The 13,199-nt window shown below is 60.2% G+C and carries 9 protein-coding genes; 7 read left to right on the top strand and 2 right to left on the bottom strand.

Annotation, left to right across the window (positions count from 1 at the left end):
* Nucleotides 1-273: 273 nt before the first annotated feature.
* The 3 genes from hemA (at nucleotide 274) to ispG (ending at nucleotide 4,190) form a co-directional block, all read left to right on the top strand.
* The gene (hemA, locus tag PhaeoP97_RS10035) at nucleotides 274-1,509 is read left to right on the top strand and encodes a 5-aminolevulinate synthase (protein WP_192849707.1); all 1,236 of its coding nucleotides are present in this window, start codon (nucleotides 274-276) and stop codon (nucleotides 1,507-1,509) included.
* Nucleotides 1,510-1,640: 131 nt separating this feature from the next.
* Nucleotides 1,641-2,867 (top strand): helix-turn-helix domain-containing protein, encoded by a 1,227-nt coding sequence (locus tag PhaeoP97_RS10030; protein ID WP_072504949.1) that lies wholly within the window; start codon nucleotides 1,641-1,643, stop codon nucleotides 2,865-2,867.
* Between the two features lie 201 nt (nucleotides 2,868-3,068).
* Nucleotides 3,069-4,190: a flavodoxin-dependent (E)-4-hydroxy-3-methylbut-2-enyl-diphosphate synthase gene (gene ispG / locus PhaeoP97_RS10025; protein ID WP_072506404.1), complete on the top strand. Its 1,122-nt coding sequence runs from the start codon at nucleotides 3,069-3,071 to the stop codon at nucleotides 4,188-4,190.
* Between the two features lie 204 nt (nucleotides 4,191-4,394).
* Here ispG and PhaeoP97_RS10020 read toward each other — a convergent pair whose 3' ends face one another.
* Together PhaeoP97_RS10020 and PhaeoP97_RS10015 are read right to left on the bottom strand one after the other, a co-directional pair.
* Nucleotides 4,395-5,168, bottom strand: coding sequence for a DsbA family protein (locus PhaeoP97_RS10020; protein WP_072504948.1), 774 nt, complete (start codon nucleotides 5,166-5,168; stop codon nucleotides 4,395-4,397).
* The gene (locus PhaeoP97_RS10015; protein WP_072504947.1) at nucleotides 5,165-6,553 is read right to left on the bottom strand and encodes a M48 family metalloprotease; all 1,389 of its coding nucleotides are present in this window, start codon (nucleotides 6,551-6,553) and stop codon (nucleotides 5,165-5,167) included. Before PhaeoP97_RS10015 ends, PhaeoP97_RS10020 begins: the two co-directional genes overlap by 4 nt.
* Between PhaeoP97_RS10015 and PhaeoP97_RS10010 the strand changes: the two genes are divergently transcribed.
* The 4 genes from PhaeoP97_RS10010 (at nucleotide 6,552) to prfB (ending at nucleotide 13,146) form a co-directional block, all read left to right on the top strand.
* Nucleotides 6,552-7,697 (top strand): pyridoxal phosphate-dependent aminotransferase, encoded by a 1,146-nt coding sequence (locus PhaeoP97_RS10010; protein ID WP_072504946.1) that lies wholly within the window; start codon nucleotides 6,552-6,554, stop codon nucleotides 7,695-7,697. The genes PhaeoP97_RS10015 and PhaeoP97_RS10010 overlap by 2 nt on opposite strands.
* Before the next feature lie 194 nt (nucleotides 7,698-7,891).
* Nucleotides 7,892-9,160, top strand: coding sequence for an N-acetylmuramoyl-L-alanine amidase (locus tag PhaeoP97_RS10005; protein WP_192849653.1), 1,269 nt, complete (start codon nucleotides 7,892-7,894; stop codon nucleotides 9,158-9,160).
* 196 nt (nucleotides 9,161-9,356) lie between these two features.
* On the top strand, nucleotides 9,357-11,858 hold the full coding sequence (locus PhaeoP97_RS10000; RefSeq protein WP_072504944.1) for a penicillin-binding protein 1A: 2,502 nt from the start codon (nucleotides 9,357-9,359) through the stop codon (nucleotides 11,856-11,858).
* Nucleotides 11,859-12,021: 163 nt separating this feature from the next.
* Nucleotides 12,022-13,146 carry a peptide chain release factor 2 gene (gene prfB, locus PhaeoP97_RS09995; RefSeq protein ID WP_072504943.1) on the top strand — a complete coding sequence of 375 codons (1,125 nt, stop codon included), beginning with the start codon at nucleotides 12,022-12,024 and terminating at the stop codon, nucleotides 13,144-13,146.
* Nucleotides 13,147-13,199 lie beyond the last annotated feature (53 nt).

Genomic DNA, 13,199 nt, shown 5'->3' with positions numbered 1-13,199 from the left:
CGTTTGCAGAACCCTAACAGCGCCTGTCGGCAGGGGCCAGAGCAGGGCGGACATGGTCCGGGTCGGCGCAGATGCGTCGGATTGTAGCGTCAAATGGGCGTTACAATTCTTGCTGCCCGGCCCGCAAAGGTCTATTTGACTTGCATCAAGGCTGTGTCCGATCCCTCGGCGTATTTGATTGATCAAACGGAGGGTTCGGGCTATCTATTCGGTAACGTGAATATATTAGCCTGACCACAGCTCGCGCCAGATCCGCTGGTGCCACACTATGCCATGGAGACGCCGGTGGACTATACCGCGAAACTCGACCAAGCGATTGACCAGCTTCACACGGAAGGTCGCTATCGGACATTCATCGACATCGAACGGCAGAATGGCCAGTTTCCACATGCAGTCTGGACCCGCCCGGATGGCAGCAAACAGGATATCACAGTCTGGTGTGGCAATGACTATCTGGGGATGGGGCAGCACCCTGTTGTGCTGGAGGCCATGCATAGCGCGATTGACGCCACCGGCGCAGGATCCGGCGGTACCCGCAATATTTCGGGCACCACAGTCTATCACAAGCAGCTGGAAGCCGAGCTGGCCGATCTGCACCAGAAAGAAGCGGCGCTGCTGTTTACTTCGGCCTATATCGCCAATGATGCGACGCTGAGCACGCTGCCAAAACTGTTTCCCGGCTTGATCATCTATTCCGATGCGCTGAACCATGCCTCGATGATCGAAGGCGTGCGCCGCAATGGCGGGGCGAAACGTGTTTTTCGCCACAATGATGTTGCCCATCTGCGCGAGCTGCTGGAAGCCGATGATCCGAAGGCGCCCAAAGTGATCGCCTTTGAATCGATCTATTCCATGGATGGCGATTTCGGTCCGATTGAGGCGATCTGTGACCTGGCCGATGAATTCGGCGCGCTGACCTACCTGGATGAGGTTCACGCCGTGGGTATGTATGGCGCGCGTGGTGGCGGTGTTGCGGAACGTGACGGGCTGGCTGATCGCATTGATATCGTGAACGGCACTTTGGCCAAAGCCTATGGCGTGATGGGGGGCTATATCGCGGCTTCGGCAAAAATGTGTGACGCGGTACGCTCTTATGCGCCGGGTTTCATCTTTACCACATCATTGGCACCTGCGGTCGCCGCCGGGGCGGCGGCATCGGTTGCCTATCTCAAGACCGCACCGGAATTGCGTGAGCAGCACCAGTTGCAGGCCCGTATCCTTAAGATGCGCTTGAAGGGCCTGGGCCTGCCGATCATCGACCATGGCAGCCATATTGTGCCCGTCATCGTGGGCAACCCGGTCCATACCCAAAAGCTGAGTGATATGATACTGGCGGATCACGGGATTTATGTGCAGCCGATCAACTTCCCGACAGTGCCGCGCGGCACCGAACGGCTGCGCTTTACCCCGTCGCCGGTTCATGGTCCGAAAGAGATCGACGCGCTGGTCAAGGCAATGGACGCGCTCTGGTCCCATTGTGCGCTGAATCGTGCCGAAATGGCGGGCTAAATCATAGACCTGTGTCAAATTGGTAAGGGTATGCTAGTATGTTTTTGATGAAAGGGCGCAAAGCGAGTCGCAGATGTGATTCCACGACGTCCTAAATGTCGAATGCGGCAGGCTAAAATGGGACAGCAGGCATGATCGGGCGCCTTACTCAGCGCAAATCAAAGATGCACGACGAATCAACAGGGCCTCGCAGCTTTGATGATTACGAGCTTCGATTGGGCGACACCATGCGCGGCGAACGCGCGACCATGGGCAAGTCGCTCCTGGATGTGCAGCGGGAGTTGCGGATCAAAGCGTCCTACATCGCAGCCATCGAGAATTCCGATCCCACGGTATTTGACACCCCCGGTTTTATCGCGGGTTACGTGCGGTCTTATGCGCGCTATCTCAACATGAATCCTGACACCACCTTTGATGCCTTCTGTCAGGAAAGCGGCTTTCAGGTGGCGCATGGCATGTCTGCCGAAGCCTCGGTTCGCAAAGCCGCTGGTGCGCCGATTGCCTCTGGCATGGGCGGGATGCGCAGTGATGCCTTTACCTCACCTAATACCCCATTTGTTCCATCGTCCAGTGGTCTGCTAACTCAGGTCGATCTGCGCGCGTTTGGGTCACTGGCGGTGCTTGTGGCGCTGATTGGTGGCATAGGCTATGGCGGCTGGGCGGTGCTGAAAGAGGTGCAGCAGGTGCAGATGGCCCCTGTTGATCAACCTCCCATTGTGCTTGCGGATCTGGACCCGCTGTCTGGTGTGGCCGGGGCCGACGATGTGCAGAATCAAGATCCCGCTGCTGAGGCGCTGGACCGGCTCTATCGCCCGCAAGCGCTGGATGTGCCGTTGATGGTGCCGCGTGACGGCCCGATTGCCGCAGTTGATCCGCGTGGGTTCGGCAATTTTGCGGTGCCGGAACTGCCGTCTGTGACGCTGGCGGACGCCAGCCTAAGCGCAGCATTGCCGCAATCCCCCATTCCGCAGGTTTTGGAAGACATTGACCCTGCTTTGCAAATGGTTGCAGTGCGCCCCTCATGGGTTCAGGTGACGGCTGCGGATGGCAGTGTGATCTTTGAAACCATTATGGAGCCGGGGCAGCACTTTGAGATTCCCGCCACTGAAGAGGCGCCGCTGTTGCGCACCGGGGAAAGTGGCGCGATCTATTTTGCGGTGAACGGCGCCCACTATGGCCCGGTCGGCGATCGCGGGCAGGTCACCAAAAATGTCGTGCTGTCCTCTGATGCGCTCACTGAACGCTTTGCGCTCGCGAATCTCAGCGAGACGCGCAACAGCGCCCTGGCGACGCTGGTGGCCGAACTTCAGGCTAGCGACCTGACGCTTGCTCCCGTTGAGGCGATCATCAGCGAATAGATCAATCAGCTGTGCATTTCGGGTGCTGATTGCGCCGCTGCGGCAGGACCAAAGTCTCCGATTTTGCCGTGCTGTCTCGTCTGTCCAATCAAAGGCTGCGGCATCTGATCGGTTGTGCATGTGATCGCGTGCGCCCCATTGAAGCCTTGGGGCGCAGAGCGTATCTATGCCCAGAACCCTGAACAGCGCGGACCGGACCCCATGTCGATCAATCACATTCGCCCCTGGCGCCATATCGAGCGCCGCAAGAGCCGCCAGATTCATGTCGGCAATGTGCCGGTTGGAGGCGACGCGCCGATTGCCGTGCAGACGATGACCAATACGCCAACCACCGATGTTGCGGCAACAGTTGCCCAGATTCAGGCTGCGGCTGAGGCCGGCGCGGATATCGTCCGGGTTTCCGTCCCGGATGAGGCGTCCTCCAAAGCACTGAAGGAGATCGTTCGCGAAAGCCCGGTGCCGATCGTTGCCGATATCCATTTTCATTACAAGCGCGGGATTGAGGCTGCCGAGGCAGGGGCGGCCTGTCTGCGGATCAATCCAGGCAACATCGGTGATGAGAAACGCGTGGCTGAGGTGATCAGGGCGGCCAAGGATCATAATTGTTCCATCCGGATCGGTGTGAATGCGGGGTCGCTTGAAAAGCACCTCCTCGACAAATACGGGGAACCCTGCCCGGAGGCGATGGTGGAGTCGGGCCTCGATCATATCCGCATTCTGCAGGACCATGATTTCCATGAATTCAAGATCTCGGTGAAGGCCTCTGACGTCTTCATGTCGGCCGCGGCCTATCAACAACTGGCTGAGGCGACTGATGCACCGATCCACCTTGGCATCACCGAGGCGGGTGGCTTTGTCTCTGGCACCATCAAGTCCGCTATCGGCCTCGGCCAGCTGTTGTGGATGGGCATCGGTGACACCCTGCGGGTCAGCCTCTCCGCCGATCCGGTGGAAGAGGTGAAAGTGGGCTTTGAAATCCTGAAATCCCTCGGCCTACGCCACCGCGGCGTCAATATCATCTCCTGCCCCAGCTGCGCACGGCAGGGGTTTGATGTGATCAAGACGGTGGAGGCGCTCGAAAAACGCCTGGAGCATGTGAAAACCCCGATGAGCCTTAGCATCATCGGCTGTGTGGTGAATGGCCCGGGCGAGGCGCTGATGACGGATGTCGGCTTCACTGGCGGCGGTGCGGGCTCTGGCATGGTTTATCTGGCGGGTAAGGCCAGCCATAAGATGTCCAATGCGCAGATGGTGGATCACATCGTCGAAGAGGTGGAGAAAAAGGCAGCTCAGCTGGATGCAGAGTCTGCTGCGGCGGAATAGGCCCGTCGCCACCAGACTGCAAACCAGATGACCAAAAGGGCGCTGTGGTGAGATCAGCGCCCTCTTTCTTTTGTTTGTCTCGCCTGTCATCTTTCCCGAAATACTCCGGGGGTCTGGGGGCTGGCCCCCAGTTCGCCCTGTGTCTGGGGGTTGTCCCCCAGTTGGTCCTGTGCTTGGGGTCGACCTGCGCTGCGCCCCAAAGGGTCAGCTGCGTTTTTCGCGAATATCGGCGACCATGATCTCCATCTGGTCGGCAGGCAGATAGCCCCGCAGCAACTCCTCCCCCAGCACAAAGGTCGGCGTGCCAGAAATCGACAGCTGCTGGGCCAGCGCGCGGGTGTCTTGCAGCTGACGCGCGATTTCGGGATCGGACATCCGCGCGAGGATCGCATCGGCATCCAGATCCAGCCCCTCGGCCAGACGACGCAATGTCCCCTCATTTGGTTCGCCGCTGAGGGTGATCAGCGCGTCATGGACGTCCTTGTAGGCGTCATCCCCAGCCACCAGCCTGGTGGCGATGGCAAAGCGGGAGGTCAGCACAGAGGCCTCGCCCAGGATCGGAAATTCCTTGATGATCAGGCGGATATTGCCGTCACCTGATACCAGCTGTTCGACCTCGGGCGCGGCGCGGCGGCAGTAGCCACAGCGATAATCCATGAATTCCACCAAGGTGATATCGCCATCGGGATTGCCGCCGACCCAGGAATATCCGTCGTCATGCAGCGCTGTCAGGTTTTCAGTGACCAGCGCATCATCGCGAGCGGCCTCATCGGCGGCCTGCTGCTGTTCCAGCTTGTTGACGGCCTCCAGGATCACCTCCGGATTTTCCAGCAGATATGCACGGACCTCGGCGCCAAATGCGGCGCGTTCATCTGCGCTCATGCTGCTCAGATCCAGCGCCTGAACAGCTGGGGCGGCGATCAGCCCAAGGGCCAGTGCCGCGGCAGAAACTGCGGGTAGGCGGGTCAAACGGGTCATCTCAATTTCCTTTTTTCGTTTTGTTCAGCGGCGATCAGCACGTCTTGGGCGCGTCGCCAGGCAGTGGATCCGGTGGGCAGTTGGGCGGTGGCGCGTTTGGCGTGTAGCCCGGCGTCCTTCAGCCGTCCCTGTAGCGCATAGCGTTCGGCGGTGGCCAGTGCAGCCATGCCGGACTGGCCAAGTTTCGCGTAGGCCTGCGCCATATCTCGCAGCATGGCGCCATTGCGGAAATCCCGCGCGCGGGCGGCTTCCAGCGATTTGATGGCGGCCTTGGGCTGGCCTGCGGCCAATTGCGCGCGCCCAAGACTGGCGAGGATCAGCGGGTCACGCCTCGCCTGCTGAACGGCTCGGCCATAGGCGGCAAGGGCTGGTTGCCAGCGGCGGTTCTCCATCAGGATCTGGCCCTTCAACTCCTGATAATAGGGATCAGACGGGCGCAGGGCGATGGCGCCGTCGATAGCGCGCAGAGCCTTGTTCAGGTTGTTGCGCCGATGATGAGCGATGGCCTCTCGCATTAGGCGCACGTCCTTGTAAGGCTCATCCGTGGTCCGGCGCAGGGTCCATTTGGGGGAGCGGGTAAAGGCCGACAGCTTACCGCGCACGCGGGCGAACCAATAGATCGCATTGGCATCGGGTTTGGCGCTGTCGCCGTGGCTGGCGAGATAGGCTTCGGCGGCGCGGATGCGGTCGCGGCTGAGCGGATGCGAGCGCATGTAGGGATCCTGATTGACCGGGCTCAGCAGCTCTTGTCCGGCAAAGATCTTATGGACATCGACCAGCCCGCGCGGGCTGATCCCGGCCCGTTGCAAGATGCCTGCGGCGGTGCGGTCAGCGGAGGCTTCCTCGGCGCGGGTGTGCGCCAGAAACCCGCGCAAGGCGGAGGATTGCGTGCCGAGGGCGATACCGGCTGCGGCCTCACTTGCGCCAGCGGCGGCAGCAAGCACCGCAAGTGCAGCCCCAAGGCCAGCCGCAGAGCGGGCCGAACGCATGTTCTGCATCCGCCGCGACAGATGCCCATTGGTGATATGGGCCGCCTCATGGGCGATCACGGCTTGTAGCATCTCGGGGCGATCTACCTTTAGGATCAGTCCGTAATGGATGAAAATCGTTTGAGAATCGACGACAAAGGCATTGAAAGAGCCGTTATTGACGACCAGCACACGGACCCGTTTCGCATTCAGACCCGCAGCGCGCAGCACTGGGGCTGCCAGTTCATTCAGCCCGCGTTCAATATCGGGATCGCGCAGCAGCGAGATCGAGGCTGCCTGCGCGGATGACGCCAGGGATCCCGCGACGAAACAGAGCGCGGCAAGGGCCAGAGCCGGGATTGACGCGAGGCGGGAGAAGCGGTCAAAGGTCATGGCCGCACCATGGGAGATCAACATGCGAAACTCAAGCCGGTCCAACGTCGATCCCTTCATTGTGATGGATGTCATGGAGGCCGCCCGCCGCGCCGAAGACGCGGGGCGCCACATTATCCATATGGAGGTGGGTCAGCCATCCACTGGCGCGCCTGTTGCCGCACGAGAGGCGCTGGCCAAGGCCTTGGATCACGACAGCTTGGGCTACACTGTGGCGCTGGGTCTGCCCGCGCTGCGCAAACGGATCGCACAGTTGTATGGCGAATGGTATAATGTTGATCTGAACCCGGAACGGGTGGTGATTACTCCCGGATCATCCGGGGCGTTTCTGCTCAGCTTTACGGCGCTGTTTGACAGTGGCGACCGGGTGGGCATCGGCGCGCCGGGCTATCCATCCTACCGTCAGATCCTGCATGCGCTGGGGCTGACACCGGTGGATATCGAAACCTCGCTGGATCACCGCCTGCAACCGGTGCCGCAGGATCTTGAAGGGTTGGATCTGGCGGGGTTGATGGTGGCCTCACCGGCCAATCCCACCGGCACCATGCTGGACAAACCTGCGATGGCAGCCTTGATCGGCGCGGCACAGGGGCAGGGGGCGGCGTTTATCTCGGACGAGATTTATCACGGCATCGAATATGAGGCGAAGGCGGTCACAGCGCTTGAGGTGACCGATGACTGCTATGTGATCAATTCGTTTTCCAAGTATTTCTCCATGACAGGCTGGCGTGTGGGTTGGATGGTGGTGCCGGAGGATCACGTGCGGGTGGTCGAACGCATCGCGCAGAACATGTTCATCTGTGCGCCCCATGCAAGTCAGGTGGCGGCCTTGGCGGCGATGGATTGCCGCGAAGAGCTGGAGGGCAATCTCGCCGTTTACGCACGCAATCGTGCGCTGATGCTGGAAGGACTGCTAAAGGCAGGCTTTGATCGGATCGCGCCACCGGATGGGGCATTCTACGTCTATGCGGATGTGTCTGAGCTGACCAATGACAGCCGCGCCTTCGCCAAGGAAATTCTGGACGAGGCCGGGGTGGCAGTGACGCCGGGGCTGGATTTTGATCCCAAACGCGGCGCGACCACATTGCGGTTTTCCTATGCGCGCGCCACCGCCGATATCGAGGAGGGCCTGACGCGGCTCAAAGCCTTTATGGAGCGGCGCGGTTGAGCTGCTAAGTGGCCGCATGCAGCCGAGGCTGGCAAAGGGTCATGGCCTTGGCATAGACTGTGGCCATAATACGGATGCACGGCGGATGCGACCGAGGCAAACTAGACAGTGACAGGCAGGGCGTTTCACGCAATGGACATGAATACGGGCCGTTCACATCGGGTGGCGGCCGGGATACGGGCGGACCGATGGGCATGAACGGGCTGAAGATTATTCTGACCGCAGCGCTGGTTGCGGGCAGTGCACTTGCGATCACGGGTGGGACAACGCAGGCGCTGGCGCAGGTTGGCGGACAGGGCTTTAGCGGTCTTGCCCGGATCGAGGTGGCGCAGACCTCGGCTAAGGATAGCCGCAGCGGCGCGGGGCTGACGCTGGGGCTGAGCCAGGGGGTGCCGTATCGATTGTTCACACTGGATGGGCCACCCCGCGTGGTCATGGACTTTCAGGAAGTCGATTGGGGCGGGCTGGAGGCCGAGACACTGATCACCGACGATGGGATCAAGGCCGCGCAATTCGGCACCTATGTGCCGGGTTGGTCCCGCCTGGTGCTAGAGTTGGCGCGCCCGATGCAGATCGAGACGGCGGCTATGAATGTTGATCCGGTGACCGCTGACGCCCGGCTGACGGTGGCGCTGCGTGATACCACTGCGGAGGAATTTGCCGCGCACACAGGCGCGCCCAATGATGCACGTTGGGATCTGCCTGCACCCACGCCGATGCTGACACGGGACGCCAGGGATTCGCTGGCGCCTTTGCTGGTGGTGATTGATCCCGGCCATGGCGGCATTGACCCTGGCGCAGAGGCCTTCATTCAGGGGCGGCTGGTGCAGGAAAAAGATCTGATGCTGCAATTCGCCATCGAACTGGGAGAAATGCTGGTTCGTTCGGGGCAATTCAATGTGCAGCTGACGCGCGACGACGATTATTTTGTCTCGCTTGAGCGGCGGATTGCACTGGCTCATCAGGCCAAGGCGGATCTGTTCCTGTCCCTCCATGCCGACAGTCTCTCTGAGGGGCTGGCGCATGGCACCACCGTCTATGTTCTGTCCAAGGATGCGTCTGACGCGGCATCGGCCACGCTGGTCGAGCGGCACGAGCGGGGCGATCTGCTTGCGGGGACCGACCTGAGCCAGGCGGATGATCGGGTGACTGATGTGCTATTGGATCTGGCGCGCCTGGAAACCCACCCTCGCAGCGAAGCGCTGGCAGGGGCGATGGTGTCGGGCCTCAAGGCACAAGGCGGGGCAATGAATCGCCGACCGCTGCGCGAAGCCGGATTTTCTGTGCTAAAATCAGCAGACATTCCGTCGGTTCTGGTCGAAATCGGCTTTCTGTCCAGCCCGCGTGATCTGGCCAATCTGATGGATGCTGCCTGGCGCGAAAACACCGCGCGTGGCATTTTGAACGGGTTGTTGTCCTGGCGGATCGCGGATGAATCCTCGCGCTCCTTGGTGCGCCAGTAAACCCTTGGTGATCGGTGCAGACATGGCGCTGCGTTGCGGGAACCGAGGCGCCGGCTCAGACGTTTGGATCCGGGGACTGCCGTCGGGGCTTTCCCCCTGTTTTATCGGGACCAGCGGCATCAATATGCCGTTTCCCGTTTTGACCCCACGCGCCACTGCACCTATATAGGCGGCACTGCGCGAGAAAGGCTCTACAGTGGTCAGATTTATTCTATCGTTCTTTGGTTCCATCTTCAGCACCATCACGCTGGGCATCGCAATGATTGCCCTGACCATTGGTGCGGTGTTCTGGATCTATGGCCGGGATCTGCCCAGCCACGAATCCCTGGCGCAGTATCAGCCGCCGACCATCAGTCGGATCTACTCCGGCGAAGGGGCGCTGATTGACGAATTTGCCCAGGAACGCCGCCTGTTCACCCCGTCGGAGGAGATTCCCGATCTGGTGAAACAGGCTTTTATCTCGGCCGAGGATAAGAATTTCTACAGTCACAACGGCTATGACATGCGCGGTATTGCCGCTGCGGCGGTTGAGGCGGTGCGGTCGCGTGGATCGAATGTGCGCGGCGCCTCCACGATCACGCAGCAGGTGATGAAAAACTTTCTTCTGTCCGGCGACCGCAAGGCAGAGCGCAAGGTCAAGGAACTGATCCTCGCCTCCCGGCTTGAGGAAACGCTGAGCAAAGACAAGATCCTAGAGCTCTACATGAACGAGATCTTTCTGGGTCAAAACTCCTATGGGGTGACAGCTGCGGCGCAGACGTATTTCAACAAGACGCTGAGCGAACTGACCCCGCATGAAGCCGCGACCCTGGCATCGATGCCCAAAGCGCCTTCGGACTACCACCCGGTGCGTCAGAAACAGCGCTTGCTGAACCGCCGCAACTACGTGCTGCGTGAAATGCGCGAAAACGGCTATATCTCTGATGCGGTTTACAAGGTCGAGGTCGATCAGCCGCTGCGCTCGGTCCAGAATGGTGATTTTGACAGTTTCCGCACCGCGCTGCCGCCGCGAGACTACTTCACTGATGAAATCCGCCGCCAGCTGTCGGAGGACTTTGGCGAAGGGGAATTCTTTACTGGTGGTTTTACTGTGCGGGCCACTATCGACGAGGAAATGCAGACCGAAGCTGCCGTCGCCCTGCGCGGAGGGCTTGAGAAATACGACCGGTCGCGCGGGAACTGGCGCGGCACCGGTGTGACCCTTGATGCGGAGGCGTTGGCCTCGGAAGAGAGCTGGCGTGCGGCGTTGAGCAACGCCTCGGTGCCCCGCGACATTGATCTGGGCGGCAAGTGGCATCCGGCGGTGGCGCTGGAGGTCGGCGACCAGAGCCTGCGTGTGGGGATCGAAGAGCTGGCTGAGATCGGATCGGTCCCGCGCTCGGATATCAAATGGATGAAAGGCAGCTTCAAGGACAATATTTCCGCTGGTGATGTGGTGCTTGTCCAGGCGGTCGAGAAGGACGGCGCACTGCAACATTGGTCGCTGCGTCAGGTGCCCGAGGTCCAGGGTGGCTTTGTCGCGATGGATGTGAATACAGGCCGCGTTCTGGCCATGCAGGGTGGGTTCTCCTATCAGCATTCGGTGTTCAATCGCGCCACACAGGCGCAGCGCCAGCCGGGGTCCAGCTTCAAACCCTTTGTCTACGCGGCAGCGCTGGACAGCGGCTATAGCCCTGCCACAATCGTCGTGGATGCGCCGATTGAGATCAACACGCCGCAGGGGCTGTGGCGTCCGAAAAACTCGTCGAACAAGTTCTACGGCCCGACTCCGCTGCGCACCGGAATCGAGATGAGCCGGAACCTGATGACCATCCGTCTGGCGCAGGAAGTCGGCATGGAAGTGGTTGCGGGTTATGCGGAACGTTTTGGCGTCTACAACAATATGGGTGCGTTTCTGGCCAACTCACTGGGGGCGGAAGAAACCACACTCTATAAGATGGTGGCGGCCTACGCGATGTTTGCCAATGGTGGTGAGCGGGTTCAGCCAACACTGGTTGACCGGATCCAGGACCGTCGGGGCGAGACGATTTATCGCCATGACGACCGGGATTGCGTTGACTGTGCTTCGCCCGCGCTGGCCGCCGGACAGGCGCCGCGGATCGTGGACAACCGCGAACAGGTGATGGACCCGATTACGGCCTATCAGCTAACCTCCATGATGCGGGGTGTTGTGGATCGCGGCACGGCCTCCAGCGTGATCGACCTGCCGGTTCCAACGGCTGGCAAGACCGGCACAACCAACGACTCGCGGGATGTGTGGTTCGTGGGCTTTACCTCGAATATCGTTGCCGGCTGCTACATGGGCTATGACCAGCCCCGTCCGATGGGGCGCGGGGCCTATGGTGGCACCATGTGTGGCCCGGTGTTCCAACAGTTCATGAAAAAAGCGACTGCCAAATATGGCGGGGGTAAGTTCGCGGTGCCCGAGGGCGGTCATTTCATCAAGATTGATCGCTTTACCGGTGCGCGTCTGGCTGATGCGGCGTCTGGCGCGAATGTTGTGGCGGAATACTTCCGCGACGGCGCTGAGCCGATCTTTGGTCTGGCTTTTGACGGTGGCTTTGCCATGGGGTCCAACCTGCCACTGTTTGAGGAAGCCGCACAATCCGGCCGCCGTGTGACTACATCTGATGGTGGCACTGCCGTGCTGGGGCCAAAGGCAACCTTTGGCACCATCAGTTCGGGTGGCTTGTACTAACCTAGCGGTTCAGTGCCGAATATTAATCTGGCGGGGAGCGCAGCAGCGGCCCCGCTCGTTTCATTTCTGGCACGGCAATTGCCCCCGGGACTGCGCGTCTGCTTGCCCGCAGGGCGCGGGTGGTTTATCACGCAGGCCTGATACGTGAATTCAAGGGATTGCCATGCGCGCCGAAACTCAGAACATCGTGGCCGATATCGAAAAGTCGCTGGAGCTTTTGGCACAGCGTCTGGATTGGGAGACCGCCGAGTTCCGTCTGGAAGAGTTCAATGCGCGGGTCGAGGACCCCAACCTATGGGATGACGCGGATGCGGCGCAGGCCTTGATGCGGGATCGGCAGATGCTGGTCGATGCCATCGATACCTATAAATCCATCAAACAGGATCTCAGCGACAATATGGAGCTGATTGAGCTGGGCGAGATGGAAGAAGACGATGAGGTCATCGCTGACGCTGAGGCCGCGCTGAAGACGCTGAAGGATACCGCCGCCGAGAAAGAACTGGAGGCGCTTCTGGATGGAGAGGCCGACAGCAATGACACGTTTCTTGAGATCAATGCTGGTGCCGGTGGCACCGAGAGCTGCGACTGGGCGTCGATGCTGGCTCGAATGTATGTTCGCTGGGCCGAGAAGAAAGGCTACAAAGTCGAACTGCAATCCGAAAGTTCTGGTGATGAGGCGGGCATCAAATCCGCAGCCTATAAGATTTCTGGCCACAATGCCTACGGTTGGCTGAAGTCTGAATCGGGTGTGCACCGTCTGGTGCGGATTTCGCCCTATGATTCCGCCGCCAAGCGGCACACCTCGTTCAGTTCGGTCTGGGTGTATCCGGTTGTGGATGACAATATCGAAATCGACGTGAACCCATCGGATATTCGCATTGATACATATCGCTCGTCCGGGGCGGGTGGTCAGCACGTGAACACCACCGATTCTGCGGTTCGCATCACCCATGAGCCGACCGGCATCGTCGTGACTTCGTCTGAAAAATCGCAGCACCAGAACCGTGATATCGCCATGAAGGCTCTGAAATCACGACTTTATCAGCTGGAGCTGGACCGCCGCAACGCCGACATCAATGCCGCCCATGAGGCCAAGGGCGATGCCGGTTGGGGCAATCAGATCCGGTCCTATGTCTTGCAGCCCTATCAGATGGTAAAAGACCTGCGCACCAGCCATGAGACCTCTGACACCAAAGGTGTGCTGGATGGCGATCTGGATGGGTTCATGGGGGCGACGCTGGCGATGAATGTCTCCGGCAAAAGCCGGTCCGAGGCGCAGGGCGACTGACCCTGACCTCTGCCGGGCCGATCTCGGTGCGGTGGGATGGCTTGCGCAGAAAT

Origin of the sequence: Phaeobacter porticola (assembly GCF_001888185.1) — a bacterium.
GTDB classification, from domain to species: Bacteria; Pseudomonadota; Alphaproteobacteria; order Rhodobacterales; family Rhodobacteraceae; genus Phaeobacter; species Phaeobacter porticola.
The sequence above is the reverse complement of the archived record's forward strand: the minus strand, read 5'-3'. Positions and strand labels throughout refer to the sequence as shown.

Excerpts from the sequence above, each read along its gene's own strand:
- hemA (WP_192849707.1), top strand. The coding sequence starts at position 274 with ATGGAGACGCCGGTGGACTATACCGCGAAACTCGACCAAGCGATTGAC.
- PhaeoP97_RS10030 (WP_072504949.1), top strand. The coding sequence starts at position 1,641 with ATGATCGGGCGCCTTACTCAGCGCAAATCAAAGATGCACGACGAATCA.
- ispG (WP_072506404.1), top strand. The coding sequence starts at position 3,069 with ATGTCGATCAATCACATTCGCCCCTGGCGCCATATCGAGCGCCGCAAG.
- PhaeoP97_RS10020 (WP_072504948.1), bottom strand. The coding sequence starts at position 5,168 with ATGACCCGTTTGACCCGCCTACCCGCAGTTTCTGCCGCGGCACTGGCC.
- PhaeoP97_RS10010 (WP_072504946.1), top strand. The coding sequence starts at position 6,552 with ATGCGAAACTCAAGCCGGTCCAACGTCGATCCCTTCATTGTGATGGAT.
- PhaeoP97_RS10015 (WP_072504947.1), bottom strand. The coding sequence starts at position 6,553 with ATGTTGATCTCCCATGGTGCGGCCATGACCTTTGACCGCTTCTCCCGC.
- PhaeoP97_RS10005 (WP_192849653.1), top strand. The coding sequence starts at position 7,892 with ATGAACGGGCTGAAGATTATTCTGACCGCAGCGCTGGTTGCGGGCAGT.
- prfB (WP_072504943.1), top strand. The coding sequence starts at position 12,022 with ATGCGCGCCGAAACTCAGAACATCGTGGCCGATATCGAAAAGTCGCTG.